Consider the following 15,908-nt stretch of genomic DNA (forward strand, 5'->3'; position numbering starts at 1 on the left):
TCGATGCCTCCCAACGTGAAGGCGGCGCTGGCCGGCGGAGCCAGTTCCGCGGCATACCCGCCTGCCTCGCGTATGCCGCGTGCTCGCGGCCCGCCCGCGGACGGTTAGGGTTTGGAGCGTGCTCAGGACAACAGCGGCAGTCGTCGCCGGCAAGGCGGCGCGGGCGGCTTCGCGCCTGCGTGGTGGTGGCTCCGCGCTGCCCGGACTGGTGGCCGAACGGATCGACCCCGGGTTCTTGGCGCACGCGCTGGCCGACGTGCCCGGCGGGATCGTGGTGGTCACCGGCACCAACGGCAAGACCACGACCACCAAGATGCTGGTCGCCGTGCTGCGCGCCCACGGACGCCGTGTGTTCAGCAACCCGACGGGCTCGAACTTCACCCGTGGGGTGATCTCGTCGATGCTGGGCGAGCTGCCGGTGCGCGGGCGGCTCCGGGCCGACATGGCGGTGCTCGAGCTCGACGAGGCCCACGCCCTGAAGTTCGCCGCAGCGGTCCAGCCCACGCATGCGTTGCTGCTCAACGTCGCCCGTGACCAGCTCGACCGGTTCGCCGAGATCGACCACACGGCCAAGCTGCTGGCCTCGCTCGCCGAGCAGACCACGGTGGGGGTGGTGCTCAACCTGGACGACTCGTTCGTCTCACGGATCCGCGACCGGGTCGCTGACGGTGTGGCGGTGCACTACTTCGGGGTGGACGCGTCGATCGCGGACCGGCTGCCCGAGCTCCAGGAGCAGGACGTCCGGTTCGACGACGACTTCGTGGCGCCGGTGGCGGGGCCGGACGACGGGCTCCTCAGGCCCGTGGACGAACGCACCTTCGAGGTCGTCTTCGGTCTTGGTGCCGCTGACGGCGTCTCGGAGAGCGCTCCCGATCGCCGGAACGTCGGGCCGCTGGAGCTGCAGCAGCGCGGACTCGCCGCCATGATCAACGCCACTGCGGCCGCGGCAACGGCCCGGATGCTGTTGGGCGACGCGTTCGACCCCGAGGCCGCCGCTGAGGCGCTGCGCGCCGTGACTCCGCCGTTCGGTCGTGGCGAGGTAGTGGTGGTCGATGGCCAGCCGCTCGAGCTGGTCCTGGTGAAGAACCCGGCCGGCTTCACCGTGGCGCTCGGTACCTACGGCTCGACGCCCGTCGCGACGATGATCGCGATCAACGACAACTACGCAGACGGACGCGACGTGTCGTGGCTCTACGACGTGAGCTTCGAGAGCCTGCGGACCCGCGGCGTGACGATCACCAGCGGGGTCCGCGGCTACGACATGGCGCTGCGGCTCCAGTACGACGACGTCCCCGTTGCCGAGGTGCAGACCGAGCTCGACCCGGCCCTCGACGCCTTCCTCGCCCAGCACCCGGACGAGCCCAAGCGGATCTTCTGCACCTACACCGCGATGATGGCGCTGCGGCGGACGCTCGCGGCCCGCTACGACCTGCCCGACATCGGCGAGGAGGCCTCGTGAGCCAGCTGAGCCAGCCCCACGGCATACCTGACGTCTCCATCCCGGGCGAGCCCGACGGCTCTGCGCGGGTCCCCGCCGCAGCCGATGCGGGCAAGGGCGTCATCCACGTGGTGCATCTCTACCCGCGCGAGATGAGCATCTACGGCGACCTCGGCAACACCCGCACCCTGGCTGCGCGGATCCGGCGACACGGATACAGCCCGGTCGTGCACCAGCACCACCCGGGTGGGGAGTTCCCCGAGACCGCGCACCTCGTGGTCGGCGGTGGCGGCCAGGACTCCGGCCAGGTGCGGGTCGAGGCCGACCTCGAGCAGATCGCGGACCGGCTGCGCGCCCTGGCCGACGCCGGGACGCCGATGCTGATGATCTGCGGGATGTACCAGCTGCTCGGGAACGCGTTCATCACGGTGGACGGCAAGCGACTGCCCGGGCTCGGCATCCTCGACGTGACCACGCAGGGGAATGCCAAGCGGATGATCGGGCCGGTCGTGCTGTCGACCGACTTCGGCGACGTGGTGGGGTACGAGAACCACTCCGGCTCGACGACGCTCGGTGCTGGGCAGGCTCCGTTCGGCACGGTGCGGTCCGGGCTGGGCAACAACGGCACGGACGGCACAGAGGGCGCGCGCACCGGCAACGTGTTCGGCTCCTACCTGCACGGGCCGATCCTGCCCGCGAACCCCGTCTTCGCCGACGCGCTGATCGGGCTCGCTGCTGAGCTCGCCACCGGTCGGCCGTTCGAGCCCGCAGCCCAGGATGACGCCATCGCCGACGAGGCGCGCTCCCGCCAGGTCCGCCGGCTCGTCAAGCGCTGAGCGGTCGTGACGACGGAGCGGGTCCCTTCCGAGGCGTTGCCGCCGACCGACGTCCTCGACCTGTTCGCGGTGCCCGAGGACCCCAGGCCGCTCCAGGGAGGCCAGGGGCACAGCTTCGTCGCAGGCGACCTGGTCCTGTCACCCGGTCGCGACGCTGCCACCGGCGCCTGGCTCAACCCGGTGCTCGCCCGACTGGCTGTCGAGCTCGACACGACGAAACCCCGCGCCCTGCGCATCGCCATGCCGATCCCCTCACGGGACGGTCGCTGGGTGGTCGACGGGTGGGGCGCCAGCCGCTACGAGCCGGACACTCACCCCTGTCTGGACCTCGGTGTCCTCGTCGCCACCGGGCGGCTGCTGCACGCCCGCCTCGCCTCCGCGCAGCCGTCTTCGCCCCACGGCATACGCGACCGCACTGATCGCTGGGCCCGCGCGGAGCGCGCCGCCTTCGCCGCGACCGGCGGCCGTGGCATCCCGCTGACGTATGCGGGCCCGCTGGTCGCCGAACTCGTCCGCCGGCTCGACGACACCGAGCTCGGCCCGGACCAGCTCGTGCACGCCGACCTGGCCGGCAATGTGCTGCTCGACGCCCGCGGCACCCCGGTGGTGATCGACGTGGCGCCGTACTGGCGGCCGGCACTGTGGGCCGAGGCCGTCTGCGTCCTCGACGCGGTCCTGTGGCACGGAGCGGACGCAGGTGTGATGGCTCAGTGGACCGATGGCACGCGTCGTCAGGCCATGCTGCGAGCGGCACTGTTCCGGCTAGTCAGCGATGGGCCCGCGAGCGTGGAGGGGTCTGCAGCCGCGTACGCCCGCGTCCTCGCGCCGCTGCTGGCTGACGGCAGGCGGGACTGCGCGTCCCCCGGTAGCGTTCCGGAATGACCCAGATCACCCCATATCTGACGGTGCACGACGGCGAGGCCGCGCTGGAGTTCTACGCCCAGGCCTTCGGCGCGCAGGTGCGTGAGCGGTATGACGACGGTGGCCGAGTCGCCCACGCGACCCTCGCCGTCGACGGTGCCGACTTGTTTGTCTCGGACGAGTACACCGAGATGGGCGCCTACGCGCCCGAGACCGTGGGGCACGCCACCTGCGCGGTCGTCCTCACCGTCGACGACCCGGACGCTGCGTACCGGACGGCCGTGGCCGCCGGGGCGACAGGTGACCGTGAGGTGGCGGACGATCCCGGCGGGCGCCGGGTTGGTCGTCGATCCCTTCGGGCACCGCTGGAACATCCGCACCGGCTGACCGGCCGACCCCTGTCGGGACCTGCGACCACAGGCCCGACGTCAGACGTGCGTGGCTCAGGTCACGAAGTCGTCGCCGGCCTCCAGGCGCAGCCGGAGCAGCTCGGACAGCGCGATCGACTCGCCGTCACGGGCGCCCTCGCCCACCTGCAGGGGCGGGTCGCTCGGCGCGACCTCGACCCCGCGGAACCGGGCCAGCGGCCGCGGCGGCACCAACAGCGTGTAGTAGCGGCCGTCGGGGTCGACCCCCACCGACCGGTCGAGCCGCAGGTACCAGCCCCGAACCCCGGTGTTGTAGCGACCCGACCCCTTCCAGGTGCGCGCGGTCAGCTCGGTGGTGGCCAGCCCTTGCTCGCGGGCGTTGCGCGCGAACTCGTCGACCAGGACCTGCGCCCTCGCCGACTCACGCGCTCGCCGCTTCTCCTGCATGCGGACGTGGTAGTCGGCACGTTCCCCGGCGTCGTTCGGCTCGTTCACGTCGCTTGCTCCGTCCTCGGTCCCGCGACCACGTCCTCGACGGGCGTCTTCTTGGGGCTGACCGACCATGCCGCCCAGCCGATGGCGCCCAGCGGGATCTCCATCAGGTGGGTGAAGAAGGAGAACAACACCACAGCCGCCAGCGCGTCGGCAGGGTTGGCGCCCCACGCCACGAGGGCTGCCACGGTGCCGCTCTCGGTGATCCCCAGCCCGCCGGGGGTCAGGCCCACCGCGGTGAGCAGCCGACCGATCGCGTAGGCCGCGAACAGCTGCCCATAGAACAGGTCGACGCCCGTGGTGTGCATGCAGATCAGGAACAGGACGTAGTAGACGCTGAAGAACCCGAGGAGCCCCAGCGTCATGCTGAGCCAACCGGTGCGGACCACGTCGTTGATCCGCAGGCGGAGGTCGACCACGAGCGACTTGACGCTCATCGAGCGGCGTCGCCAGAGGCGACCGATCACCTTGTCGAGTCCCTGGCCGATCGCGACCGCGGCTCGCTCTGAGGCGAGGATCGAGATGAAGACGGCGAGGATGACCCCACCGGTGAGGGCGCCGGCGAAAGCGGCGTCCTCCAGGGCGCGCGGCACGTCGGAGTCCCGCCCGGCGAAGAGCGCGACGATCGCGACGAGGGGCAGGGCCACACGGGACAGGACGTTCCACACCCCGGTGACGATGGCGGAGGTCGAGATGTCGCGTCGCGAGAAGCCCCACGACCGGCAGATCGTGTAGGTCGCGGCCAGCCCGGCCGCCCCGCCCCCGGGCAGCAGGTTGCCGACCGAGGACCCTGCGACGTTGACGATGAGCGCCTGCCAGTGCTTCAGGCCGGGCAGCGAAGCGGTGAGCGTGAAGGTGTAGCAGTAGAGCCCGACGATCACCCCGACGAGCAGCAGCACGAACGTCGTGAACGGCACGTGGGACAGCACCGCCCAGACGTCGGACCAGTTGGTCTTGGCCAGCCGCGGCAGGACGTAGACGATCAGCACGGCGGCCAGGCCGAGGCCGATCCCGGCCTGGATCGCGGTACGCACGCGAGAGCGGGGCTTGCGCGTCTCAGGAGCGTCGGCGGCAGCCACCTCGGGGGCCTCGGTCGCCTCACCGCCCGGCTCCACCGTCTCCCTCGTCACGACAGTCCCTCGAAGATGTCGTGCGACACGGGAAGCCCGGCAGGTCGGGCCGGGTCCACGAACCACTCGCGCCCGAACACCAGGTCGTACAACGGACGCGGGATCCGCAGGAACGCCGCCAGGGTCCGGTCCGCGCCGCCCTCCGCGCTCGACTGCGAGGCGTGCGCGCGCATCGAAGCCCGCTTCGCGGCGGCGTACCGGTGCACGTCGATGCGGTGCGTGATCGCGGACCGGGCGCTGAACGCACGGCCGAAGGCGGCCTTGTCGAAGTCCGCCGGGAACGGATAGAACCTGGCCGCGAGGTCCACGGCGCGCGCGATCGTGTCGCGCGGGACCGTGGCCTGGAGCACGCGTGGCGTGCCCGCGAGGTATGCCGCCCGCTCACCGACCTCGTGCACGCGGACGTGGTCGCGGTGCCCGTAGCCGCCGTTGCGGTCGTAGGTCGTGAGCACCGAGGCGTCCTCCTCGCGGAGGATCTCGGCCAACCGGTCAGCGGCTTCCTCCACCGGCGCCCGCAGGAACCGGACCCGCTGCGGGGGGTCGGGGTAGAGCTCCGGACCCATCCCGCTGTCGGCATATCCGAGGTAGACGACTCGTGCGACTCCCAGCGCCGACGCGGACCGGCGGAGCTCCTCCAGGCGTCGCGCACCGAGCCCACCGTCCGCTGCGAAGCTGTCCGCGGCCAGCCCGAGCGCGCCGTCGGTGGCCACGACGACGACGACCCGGTGCCCCTCGGCCGCCGCACGCGCCAACGTCCCCGAGGTGAGCAGCGCCTCGTCATCGGGGTGGGCGTGGAAGGCCACGAGGGTGTGGCTCCGGGTGTGGGTCATCACCAGCCATCCTGTCGCATGGCAGGCTCATCCCTGTGAAGGTGGCCCTGCTGACGGACTGTTACCTGCCCAGGCTGGGTGGGATCGAGGTCCAGACGCACGACCTCGCAGCCCAGCTGCGGTCCCGCGGCCACGAGGTGGAGGTGTTCACCGCGACGCTGGGGGAGCTCGGGGAGCGGCACGGCTTCGTCGAGGACGTCGACGGGGTGGCGGTCCACCGGATGGCGATCCGGCTGCCGTGGGAGCTGCCCGTCAACCCGTTCGCGCCACCCGAGGTCCGGCGGCGGCTGCGGGCGGGCGGCTTCGACGTGGCCCACGTGCACATGGGGGTGGTGAGCCCGTTCGCCACCGACATGGCCCGCGTGGCCCTGGGGCTCGGACTGCCGACGGCGATCACCTGGCACTGCCTGATGGAGCGCTCGCAACCGGTCTTCCGCGCTCTCGGCCATGCCCGCCGGTGGGGCGCCCAGGGAGCCGCCCTCTCCGCTGTGTCCGGTGTGGCTGCCGCCTCCGTGCAAAACGTGGTCGGCCGGGGGAGCGACGTGCGGGTGTTCCCCAACGGCATCGACACCACGGCGTGGCGGCCGCCGCCGCGGACCCCGCGCGACGCCGACGCCCCGATCGAGGTCGTCGCCGCCATGCGGTTCGCGGCGCGCAAGCGTCCCCTGGCGGTGCTCGAGGTCGCCGCGCGGGCGAGGGAGCTCGCCGCCGCGGGATCGCGGTCGGGCTCGGGGACCAGCCCGGGCATGAGGCTCACGCTGTTCGGCGAGGGGCCGGAACGGGGACGACTCGAACGGTTCGCCGCCCAGCACGCCATGGCCGACTGGGTCACCATGCCGGGCCGGGTGGGGCGCGACCAGCTGCGCGAGCGCTACTGGGACAGCGACATCTACCTGACGCCTGCCCGGCTCGAAGCCTTCGGCATCGCCGCACTCGAAGCGCGTACTGCCGGGCTGCCGGTGGTGGCCCGGAAGGACACCGGGGTCGGCGACTTCGTCGTCGACGGCGTCAACGGGCTGCTCGGAGCCGATGACGACGCCCTCGCGCACGGACTGGCCAGGCTGCTCACCGATCCCGAGCTGCTCCACCGCATCGCCGACACCAACCGCACGCTGGCGCCCGAGCAGGACTGGCCATCGGTCGCCGCGCTGGCGGAGGACGAGTACCGGCGGGCAGGTGCAGCGTGACCGAGTCCGCCGCCCCCGCCCCCGCCACTCCGCCAGGCGACCCGATCATCGTGCACGCCGACGCGGACGGCGGACGCCCGGTCGCCGAGTTCGTCCTGGGGCACGGTGCCGACCCGGTGCGCGAGCTGGCTCGCCTCGGGTGGTCCCGACCACGCCTGCGGGGCGCCGAGCGCGTGGCCGACGGCTCCCTCGTCCTCACCTATGCCGTGGCGCCGGCCTCCGCGGTGACGAGCGTCGCGAACCCGGTGCCCACCGACCCGGGCCTGGTGCTCGAACCGGGGGAGGAGGCCCGCCCCTACCAGCGCACCGCGGCATACGGCGTCGTCACGAGCGACCGCGGCGTCCTGCTCACCGAGCTCTCCGCGCTCACCTCAGCGCCGGGGCGCTGGACCCTGCCCGGCGGCGGGCTCGACCCCGGCGAGGCGCCGGTCGCCGCCCTCCACCGCGAGGTGTGGGAGGAGAGCGGCCAGGAGGTTGAGGCCGTGCGGCTGCTCGAGGCCCACACCTCGCACTGGATCGGACGGGCGCCCAGCGGGCGCCTCGAGGACTTCCACGCCGTGCGGATCGTGTATGCCGCGTCGTGCCCCCAGCCGACCGACCCCGTCGTCCACGACGTGGGTGGGTCGACCGAGGCGGTGCGCTGGGTGCGCCGTGACGAGCTGGACCACTACCACCTGAGCAGGTCGTTCGCGCCGCACATGCGGCGCTGGCTCGCTTCCTGACGCCGTCCTAGTCGCTGGTCTTGCGGCGTGAGGTGAGCAGGCCCACCAGGCCGAACAGCACTAGCACGGCGCCGGTCGCGACGATCCCGACCGGGCCGACGTCGCCCCAGTCCACGCTCAGGCTGCCCAGCTCCTGGGCGAAGACGATCACGGCGATCGCGAGGCAGACCAGGCCCAGCACGATGGCCGGTGCGTGCGGGCCGCTCGGGCGCTCCGGGACCGCCGGAGGCCACGCTGCGGTGCCCGCGGCGGTCCCGACGGGCGCGGGCTGGTCGGCAGGCGTCTGGTCGGCTGCGGCCTGGTCGGCTGTTGCATCCTCCAGGACGGCCTCCGCGGGCTGGGCCTCGTCGACGCCGATCGCGCGGGTCGGGTCGCTCGTGTCCAGCTGTTCGGTCGGTTCGGTCTGCACTGTCTGCTCCAACCGCACGGTGTCGTCCCTGGGGGTTTCGGGGTTGCTCATGGGGGTCACTCCTTGCCGATCAGGATCTGGCCGAGGCCGACGTGTGCATTCACGATGACGTCGGGGTTTCCCGCCCCGAAGGTCTCGACGGTGCTGACGTTGCGGCCGTCGTGGCCGTCCAGCGTGACGGGGTCGCCGTCACCGTCGACACCGGTGCCCGCGACCGGTCCGAGGTCGGGAACGCCGATCCGGGAGATGTCACCCGCGGCCACCGAGCTGCGGACCTCGACGGTCAGGTTGGAGGGGATGTAGATCTTGAGCTCGCCGATTCCGACACGGGCGTCGATCTGCCGCGCGGTGCCCGGGTTGTCCTGGGCCTCGGCGAGGTCGAGCTCCGCCGAACCGATGCTCAGGCGGTACTTGGCGGTCGTGTCGGCGGCCGAGGGCCGCCAGGTGCGCTCGCCGATCCCTCCGCCGAAGGTGACGTCGGGAACCACGGACGCCGTCCAGGTCACGAGGGCGAGCACGATCGCCAGGAAGCCGGTGAAGCCGGCCCGGCGGCCGAGCAGACCGAGCGCCAGGGTGCCGGTGCCGAGGACCGCGAGGGCTGCGGCCAGCGCCACCGTCTGGTCGCTGCCGGCCCAGTTGGCTGCGTCGTGGATCGAGAGCGTTGCTCCGTATGCCGCGATGGCCAGACCACCGATGAGCAGGGTCGCGATGAAGCCACCACTCTTGCGGCGGGGCACCTTGGGCGGACGCGGCGGCCGCGGGGCGGCCGGGGTGGGCGGCGGGAAGTAGCTGCCGCCGGGAGGCGAGTCCGCAGGTGCGGGGGCGTACGTGGTCGATGACACGGCGGCATACTTCTGGGTCTCTGGTGCGTAGGTCTCTGGTGCGTAGGTCTCTGGTGCGTAGGTCTCTGGTGCGTAGGTCTCTGGTGCGTACGGCTCGGTGGCCGGCGCGGGCGCCGAGGCCGTGGGCCACGGTGCGGTGGGCTGGGCGGCCCACGTGGCGGCGGGCGCGGAGGTCGGCTGCGGGCCGGCGGGCGGCGGGTAGCCCTGGGCGTAGGGGGGCTGTGGGTACGCAGGCTGCGCCTTGGGCTTGCCGTCGCGGTTGCGGGTCACCAGCCACACGACGAGGCCGATCGGGACCACGACCCACCAGATCCAGCCGATGCCGGGCGTGTCACCGGCGAGGCCGGTGCCGCCGATCAGGGACAGGCCGATGATGACGAGCAGGATGATCCCGAGCACGTCACCGTCGCGCAGCGCCTTCTCGGCCACGATCTCGTCGCGGTTGTTGGGGAGGAACGCCCAGGCGATGAGGTAGATCGTGATGCCGACGCCCCCGAGGATGACCAGCAGCACCAGGGCTGCGCGGATCACGATGGGGTCCACACCGAGCCGGGTGGCGATGCCGGAGCACACGCCGGCCAGCCACTTGTCGTCGCCGTCCCGGCGCAGGTCCACGGAGCGGATCCAGCCGAAGAACCGGTCGAGGCCGGTGGTGTGGGTGCTGTCTGTCGGGCCGGCGGTCGGCCCAGGGGTCTGCGTCATGTCCTCCATGGTGTCGGCGCAAACGGGTCGCTGCCATGAGGGTCGACCCTGAACCGACCCTGATGAGGGCTGACTGCACCCTGAATACGGTCGGCATCGGGTGTTTCGTGCGTCAGGATGAGGACATGCCGACTCCCTACGAGCGGCCCGTCCCCCCAACGGAGGCGAGGGCCGCAGAGCGCCGCGCCGCGCGCCCGACCCTCACGCGACCCGCGGAGGGCAAGGTCATCGCCGGGGTGGCCATCGGACTGGCCCACCACCTGGGCTGGCAGGTGCGGTGGATCCGCCTGGGGTTGGTGCTCATCTCGATCCCCACGGGTGCTGGTCTGGTGGCCTACATCTTCCTGTGGGCCCTGACGCCGCAGTCCCGCGGTGGCGTGGTCGGCAGAGGACGTCGCGCGGTCGACCCAGCCGACGCAGCTGCCGTCGCGGCGGCGGGGACGCCGGTGACGGAGCAGGTGACCGGCACCAGTGAGCGCGACGCGACCCGGGTGCTGCTCGTCGGCGGGCTGCTCCTCGGCATCGGACTCGTCGTGGTGGCCCAGAAAGCCGGTCTCAACGCCCGCCTCGGGATCCTCATCCCGCTCCTGGTGGTCGCCGCCGGCGCTGTCCTCGCGTGGTCGCAGCTCGACGACTCGCAGCGCGGCCGCTGGCTCGGATCCGAAGCGGGGACAAAGCGTTTCAGCGTCGCTCGTCTCGCATTCGGTGGTGTCCTGGCGCTCGCGGGGCTGGTCATCATGGCCACCCGCGGCCGCTCCTTCGCCGCGATCTGGGACATCGGCGCCGCCGTGCTCGCCGTCCTTGCCGGTATCGCCCTCATCTCCGCCCCGTGGGTGCTGCGGTTCTGGTCCGACCTTCGGCACGAGCAGGCCGAGCTGGCCCGCGCCACCGAACGCGCCGACATCGCCGCCCACCTGCACGACTCGGTGCTGCAGACCCTCGCGCTCATCCAGCGCAAGGCCGGCGACGCCGGTGCAGTGACCCAGCTGGCCCGCGCCCAGGAGCGCGAGCTCCGCTCCTGGCTGTATGCCGGTCCGTCCGACTCCGATGCCTCCCTCGCCACGGCGGTGGTCGAGGCCGCGCACGAGGTCGAGGACCTGCACGGCACGCCGATCGAGGTCGTGTCGACGGGGGACCGGCCGCTGGACGACGGCGGTCAGGCCCTGGTCCGGGCCGTCCGCGAGTCGCTGCTCAACGCGGTCCGCCACGGCGCCCCGCCGGTGTCCCTCTACCTAGAAGTCGGACCAGCAGGGGTCGAGGCCTTCGTCCGCGACCACGGCCCCGGGTTCGAGGTCGGCGAGATCCCCGAGGACCGGCTCGGCGTCCGGCAGTCCATCCTCGGAAGGATGGAGCGGCACGGTGGCACCGCGAAGGTGCGCCGGCTCGAGCAGGGCACCGAGGTCAGCCTCGGCCTGCCGCCAGTGCTCCGTCCCCCACAGCCCGATCCCCACCCAGAGAATCCGCAGCCCGTCTCGAAGGAGACCCGTGAACACGCCTGAGAAGAAGCCGGTCGAGGTCGTCCTCGTCGACGACCACCGCATGTTCCGCTCGGGGGTCCGGGCCGAGCTCGGCACCACGGTGTCGATCGTGGGTGAGGCGCCAGACGTGGACACAGCCATCGCGGTGATCCGCCAGACCAAGCCCCCGGTCGTGCTGCTCGACGTGCACCTCCCGGGCGGCAACGGCAACGGCGGCATCGACGTGTTGCACGGCTGCAAGGGTCTCGAGACAGCGGACGGCCAGCCGGTGCGTTTCCTCGCGCTGTCGGTGTCCGACGCGGCCGAGGACGTGATCGCGGTGATCCGCGCCGGAGCACGCGGCTACGTGACCAAGACGATCAGTGCCAACGACCTGACCCGCGCGATCCAGCGGGTGGCCGACGGCGACGCGGTGTTCTCACCGCGGCTGGCCGGCTTCGTCCTGGACGCGTTCGGCGCCGCGGCAGGTGAGGTCGCCCAGGTCGACGAGGAGCTCGACCGGCTGTCGGCCCGCGAGCGCGAGGTGATGCGGCTGATCGCCCGCGGCTACCAGTACAAAGAGGTCGCCAAGGAGCTGTTCATCTCGGTGAAGACCGTTGAGACGCATGTGTCCTCGGTGCTCCGCAAGCTCCAGCTGTCGTCCCGCCACGAGCTCACCGCTTGGGCGATGGGTCGCCGCCTCCTCTGATCCCCTGCTCGGTGGCCGAGTTTGAAGGATCGTCCGGGTCAGGATCCGCACGATCCTTCAAACTCGCGCACATCTGCTCGGCACTAGGGTGGCCTCATGGCGTTCGTCTACGACCTCGTGGTCGTCCTTCACCTGCTCGGCATGGCCGCCCTCGTGGGCGGGTGGGCGGCGTTTGCCCGCAAGGGCCTGGACACCACCGAGCTGATGTCTCTCGGCGCTCGCGCCCAGGTGGTCACCGGGCTGGTCCTCGTGGCTCTGGCCGAAGGTGTCTCGTCCTTGGACAAGGACCTCAACCACCCGAAGATCGGGGTCAAGCTGGTCGTCGCCATTGCGGCTGCTGCATGCATCGAGATCGCTCGAGCGCGCGCCAAGCGTGGCGCGCCGCTCAACCGGGGCCTCGTGATGGCGTCTGGTGGCCTGGGCGTGCTCAACGTCGCGGTCGCGGCCCTCTGGAACTGACTGCCACGCGTCACCCGTCCGGGGTTGCCTGCTCGCTCGCGCCGCCGGTGCCGGCCGCCCGGGCGCTCGGACCACCGCGTCCGGTGGTCCGCGGGTCGATGTACCCGCCCTCGGGCGGCACCATCTCCGCGCGTACGCCGAGCAGCCGGATGGGCCGGTCGTCGTCCAGCGCGGCGAGCAGGTCGAGCGCGGTCTGCGCGATGACCTCGGGGTCGAGCGTCGGCTCGCCCAGCTTGCGCACCCGGGTGGTCGTGAAGAACGGCGCGAACCGGACCTTGAGGAAGACCCGCTGGCAGGCGCGGTCCTCACGCCGGATGTCCTCGACGACCTGCTCGGCCAGGGTGTGGATGGCTGTGGCGATCTCGGACGGCTCCACGAGGTTGGTCTGGTAGGTCACCTCGCGGCCGTGGGCTCGGGCGACCCACGGGGTGTCGTCGACCGTCGCCGAGCTCACGCCCCTGCCGAGGCGGCCGTAGTGCGGTCCCATGGTCGGGCCGAACTCGGCCACCAGGGTCGCCTCGTCGGCATCGGCCAGGTCGCGCACCGTCTGGTAGCCGTGGGAGGCCAGCCGCTGCGAGATCTTCGAGCCCACCCCCCACAACGCGATGGTCGGCCGGTCGCCCATCACCTCGAACCAGTTGTCGCGGGTCAGCTCGAATACACCTCGGGGCTTGCCGAAATCGGTGGCGATCTTGGCCCGCACCTTGGTGTCGCCCACCCCGACCGAGCAGTGCAGGTCGGTGGCCTCGAGGACGGCGGCGCGGATCGACTGCGCGTAGCCCAGCGGGTCTTCGGTCGTCACACCCACGAAGGCCTCGTCCCAGCCCAGCACCTCGACGACCGCACCCGGCATACCTCGAAGCACCTCCATGACCCGCGCCGAGGCCTCCTCGTAGACGGGGAAGTCGACCGGCAGCAGCACCGCCTCCGGGCACTTGCGCACGGCCACCTTGAGCGGCATCCCGGAACGGACGCCGAACTCCCGCGCCTCGTAGGAGGCCGTCGAAACCACAGCCCGCTCGGTGGGGTCGCCGCGGCCTCCGACGATCAGTGGCACGCCCGCGAGCTCGGGGTGCCGCAGGATCTCGACTGCAGCGAGGAACTGGTCGAGGTCGACGTGCAGCACCCATGGCACGGCTGCGGCGGCTGGAGCCATGGGGTTCATCCTGCCGGGTGCCGGTGTCAGCTCAGGGGATCAGCAGCAGCTTGCCGGTCGTCCGGCGCGCCTCGAGGTCGTCGTAGGCCGTCGCCGCCTCGGTGAGCGGGTAGCGCCCGCCGATCTCGACCGCCAGCCGTCCGGCCGCGATGTCGCCCAGCACCGAGCCACCCCGCTCCAGCAGCTCCTCGCGGGTCGCGGTGTAGCTGCCGAGCGTCGGGCGCGTGAGGAAGAGCGAGCCGCTCGCGTTGAGCCGCTGGATGTCGAACGGTGGCACCTGGCCGCTCGCGCCACCGAAGAGCACCATCAGACCGCGAGGCCGCAGGGACGCCAGTGAGGCGTCGAAGGTTGCCTTGCCGACACCGTCGTAGGCGACGTCAACTCCGTTGCCACCATTGGCCGCCCGTACCTCTGCTGCGAGGTCGGCGGAGTCCCGGTAGTTGATCACGGCATCCGCCCTGAGACCGCGCGCGATCTCCAGCTTGTCCGCCGAACCGGCAGTCGCGACGACCGTGCCGCCCTTGGCCTTCACCATCTGCACGAGCAGCTGGCCCACCCCGCCGGCAGCCGCGTGCACGAGGGCGACCGTCCCAGGCCGCACGGCATACGTGGAGTTGACGAGGTAGTGCGCTGTCATGCCCTGGAGCATCGCGGCCGCCGCCACGTCGAGCTCGACCCCGTCGGGGACGGGCACGAGGGTGTCGGCTGCCCGGTTGACGACGGTGCCGCCCGCGCCGAGTCCGGCACCCCAGGCGACCCGGTCGCCGACCGCGACGTCCTCGACCCCTGCACCGACGGCGGTGACGGTTCCGGAACCCTCGGAGCAGGAGACGAACGGCGTCGAGAGGGAATACACGCCCTGCCGCTGGTAGACGTCGATGAAGTTGACGCCGACGGCCGCGACCTCGACCTGGACCTCGCCGTCACCCGGTGGCGCCAGATCGACGTCCTGGACCTCGAGGACCGAGGAGTCACCGTTGCGGGGGACGACGAGGGCGCGGGCGGTGGTCATGTCAGAGGCCATCCTCCGACCCTAGGCGAGGACCCTAGGAGAGGGCCTTCTGGTAGGCGGCCAAGGCCTTGAGCGGCGGCTTCACCGCGTAGGCCTGGGCCAGCTGAGCCGAGTCCACGAACCACAGGTGGGTCATCGCCCCGGACGTGCGCAGGGTCGTGCCCGCGGCGCACTTGCCGTCGACCGGCTTGAGCTTCTTCACGCCGCCGCCGGTGCAGGCCTCGTGGGTGTGCCAGCGGATGTAGGGCTGGTAGCTCGTCGGCGGGGCCTTCTTCTCGGCGGTGAACATCACCCCGACGAGGGTGAACTTCCCGTCTGCCGAGCGGCGGTAGATCAGCGTCTCCGGCGCGTTCGGGTCGAGGATCTTGCCGTCCGTGCGGTTGGCCTTGTTGGGCACGTGCACGGCACCCTTGTCACCGGTCTTCTTGCCCGCCGCTGCGAGCAGCTTCTGCCTGCGGTCCCAGGCGGCCTGCACGTCGAACCCCGCCTTGGTCGCGGCGGCCGGGTCCCGATAGGCCGTGGTCGCCGCGATGGTCCTCGCGAGGAGGTCCTTCGCGGCGGCCGTCTGTTCCGGCGTGGCCGAGGCCGTGTCGGGGAGGTTCGGCACGTCGGAGTGGTCGTGCGCCGCGGCGTCGTGCGCCGTGCCCTCGTCGCCGTCGCCGTCGCCGGCGGCGTCCGCGTCATCGGAGTGGGCGTGCGCCGACGTCCCCGCCACGTCGGTTGCGCCGTGGTCGTGACCGGGTGCCGCGATCGCTGCGCCACTGGCGATCAACGTCAGGGCGGCGACGGCACCGGTGAGCGCAGCCGCGCGACGCGGCGTCGACGACACCTTGAGGCGGGCCGGAGCCCAGGCGGTGGCGGCGACGGCTGCGAGCCCCGCGCTGAGCACTTCCAGCGCCATGCAGACGGTGTCGGCGACGCCCACCGGCTCGGCGACGCCGGCTTCCGGTCCGAACGGCAGGCCGCTGGTGCGCGACACCGCCCAGACCAGCGCCAGCGCCACCGAGCCCCCGGCCCCCGCCAGGAGGGCGCGTCGCGACGACGGTCGCGACCAGCACCAGAGGGCCCACCCGAGCTGGGCGGCCGCGGAGACGAGGAAGAACAGGCCCGCGGCCCACCACTCCCGGAAGTGGTCGGCGCTGACCCCGACGTGGATGAGAGCGGCACCGACGGTGAGCAGCGCCGCACAACGGATGAGGAGGGTTCGTGTGTCCATCTGCCGACCATGGCCCAGCGATGTGTGGGCGACGTGATCGCAGTGTTCGGGGAATGTTCGGGTTCGGCCACGTCCGAGCACC

General features: G+C 72.0%; 16 protein-coding genes and 1 pseudogene. 9 read left to right on the forward strand and 8 right to left on the reverse strand.

Annotated features, from left to right (window positions below; all coding sequences use genetic code 11):
• Positions 1 to 118: 118 nt before the first annotated feature.
• The 4 genes and pseudogenes from EAH86_RS00525 to EAH86_RS20990 form a co-directional block, all read left to right on the forward strand.
• Positions 119 to 1,459, forward strand: coding sequence for a Mur ligase family protein (locus EAH86_RS00525; RefSeq protein WP_140736684.1), 1,341 nt, complete (start codon positions 119 to 121; stop codon positions 1,457 to 1,459).
• 5 nt (positions 1,460 to 1,464) lie between these two features.
• Entirely contained in the window at positions 1,465 to 2,274 is an 810-nt protein-coding gene (locus EAH86_RS00530; RefSeq protein ID WP_425325208.1) for a type 1 glutamine amidotransferase, read from the forward strand.
• A 6-nt stretch (positions 2,275 to 2,280) separates the two neighbouring features.
• Positions 2,281 to 3,156 (forward strand): aminoglycoside phosphotransferase, encoded by an 876-nt coding sequence (locus tag EAH86_RS00535; protein WP_194150722.1) that lies wholly within the window; start codon positions 2,281 to 2,283, stop codon positions 3,154 to 3,156.
• Positions 3,153 to 3,506: pseudogene (locus EAH86_RS20990) on the forward strand (VOC family protein); the annotation flags it as partial. The gene EAH86_RS00535 and the pseudogene EAH86_RS20990, both read left to right, overlap by 4 nt.
• A 72-nt stretch (positions 3,507 to 3,578) precedes the next feature.
• On the opposite strand, the gene EAH86_RS20380 reads toward EAH86_RS20990, so the two are convergent.
• The 3 genes from EAH86_RS20380 to EAH86_RS00550 are packed head-to-tail and all read right to left on the reverse strand — an operon-like array spanning position 3,579 to position 5,955.
• Entirely contained in the window at positions 3,579 to 3,998 is a 420-nt protein-coding gene (locus tag EAH86_RS20380) for a hypothetical protein (RefSeq protein ID WP_170212751.1), read from the reverse strand.
• Positions 3,995 to 5,125 carry a lysylphosphatidylglycerol synthase transmembrane domain-containing protein gene (locus tag EAH86_RS00545; RefSeq protein WP_241668106.1) on the reverse strand — a complete coding sequence of 377 codons (1,131 nt, stop codon included), beginning with the start codon at positions 5,123 to 5,125 and terminating at the stop codon, positions 3,995 to 3,997. The genes EAH86_RS20380 and EAH86_RS00545 overlap by 4 nt, the downstream gene beginning before the upstream one ends.
• Complete coding sequence (locus EAH86_RS00550) at positions 5,122 to 5,955, reverse strand: PIG-L deacetylase family protein (protein ID WP_140736686.1); 834 nt, start codon at positions 5,953 to 5,955, stop codon at positions 5,122 to 5,124. The genes EAH86_RS00545 and EAH86_RS00550 overlap by 4 nt, the downstream gene beginning before the upstream one ends.
• A 35-nt stretch (positions 5,956 to 5,990) precedes the next feature.
• On the opposite strand from EAH86_RS00550, the gene EAH86_RS00555 reads away from it, so the two are divergent.
• Together EAH86_RS00555 and EAH86_RS00560 are read left to right on the forward strand one after the other, a co-directional pair.
• Entirely contained in the window at positions 5,991 to 7,142 is a 1,152-nt protein-coding gene (locus EAH86_RS00555; RefSeq protein WP_140736687.1) for a glycosyltransferase family 4 protein, read from the forward strand.
• Positions 7,139 to 7,864, forward strand: coding sequence for an NUDIX hydrolase (locus EAH86_RS00560; protein ID WP_241668107.1), 726 nt, complete (start codon positions 7,139 to 7,141; stop codon positions 7,862 to 7,864). The genes EAH86_RS00555 and EAH86_RS00560 overlap by 4 nt, the downstream gene beginning before the upstream one ends.
• 7 nt (positions 7,865 to 7,871) lie before the next feature.
• Here EAH86_RS00560 and EAH86_RS00565 read toward each other — a convergent pair whose 3' ends face one another.
• Together EAH86_RS00565 and EAH86_RS00570 are read right to left on the reverse strand one after the other, a co-directional pair.
• Positions 7,872 to 8,324, reverse strand: coding sequence for a hypothetical protein (locus tag EAH86_RS00565; protein WP_140736688.1), 453 nt, complete (start codon positions 8,322 to 8,324; stop codon positions 7,872 to 7,874).
• Positions 8,325 to 8,329: 5 nt separating this feature from the next.
• Complete coding sequence (locus EAH86_RS00570) at positions 8,330 to 9,817, reverse strand: PspC domain-containing protein (protein ID WP_161988533.1); 1,488 nt, start codon at positions 9,815 to 9,817, stop codon at positions 8,330 to 8,332.
• Positions 9,818 to 9,942: 125 nt separating this feature from the next.
• Between EAH86_RS00570 and EAH86_RS00575 the strand changes: the two genes are divergently transcribed.
• The 3 genes from EAH86_RS00575 (at position 9,943) to EAH86_RS00585 (ending at position 12,442) form a co-directional block, all read left to right on the forward strand.
• Positions 9,943 to 11,316, forward strand: a complete 1,374-nt coding sequence (locus EAH86_RS00575) for an ATP-binding protein (RefSeq protein ID WP_140736690.1) — start codon at positions 9,943 to 9,945, stop codon at positions 11,314 to 11,316.
• The gene (locus EAH86_RS00580; RefSeq protein WP_277752311.1) at positions 11,303 to 11,983 is read left to right on the forward strand and encodes a LuxR C-terminal-related transcriptional regulator; all 681 of its coding nucleotides are present in this window, start codon (positions 11,303 to 11,305) and stop codon (positions 11,981 to 11,983) included. The genes EAH86_RS00575 and EAH86_RS00580 overlap by 14 nt, the downstream gene beginning before the upstream one ends.
• A gap of 96 nt (positions 11,984 to 12,079) precedes the next feature.
• Positions 12,080 to 12,442: a hypothetical protein gene (locus tag EAH86_RS00585; RefSeq protein ID WP_140736691.1), complete on the forward strand. Its 363-nt coding sequence runs from the start codon at positions 12,080 to 12,082 to the stop codon at positions 12,440 to 12,442.
• Between the two features lie 10 nt (positions 12,443 to 12,452).
• On the opposite strand, the gene EAH86_RS00590 is transcribed toward EAH86_RS00585, so the two are convergent.
• Genes EAH86_RS00590 through EAH86_RS00600 form a run of 3 tightly spaced genes read right to left on the reverse strand, consistent with a single transcriptional unit; the run spans position 12,453 to position 15,826 of the window.
• Positions 12,453 to 13,598, reverse strand: coding sequence for a DNA polymerase IV (locus EAH86_RS00590; RefSeq protein WP_140736692.1), 1,146 nt, complete (start codon positions 13,596 to 13,598; stop codon positions 12,453 to 12,455).
• A 31-nt stretch (positions 13,599 to 13,629) separates the two neighbouring features.
• The gene (locus tag EAH86_RS00595; protein ID WP_140736693.1) at positions 13,630 to 14,610 is read right to left on the reverse strand and encodes a quinone oxidoreductase family protein; all 981 of its coding nucleotides are present in this window, start codon (positions 14,608 to 14,610) and stop codon (positions 13,630 to 13,632) included.
• A gap of 34 nt (positions 14,611 to 14,644) precedes the next feature.
• On the reverse strand, positions 14,645 to 15,826 hold the full coding sequence (locus EAH86_RS00600; protein WP_140736694.1) for a hypothetical protein: 1,182 nt from the start codon (positions 15,824 to 15,826) through the stop codon (positions 14,645 to 14,647).
• Positions 15,827 to 15,908 lie beyond the last annotated feature (82 nt).

The sequence above is a fragment of the Pedococcus bigeumensis genome, assembly GCF_006438965.1.
Classification (GTDB): domain Bacteria; phylum Actinomycetota; class Actinomycetes; order Actinomycetales; family Dermatophilaceae; genus Pedococcus; species Pedococcus bigeumensis_A.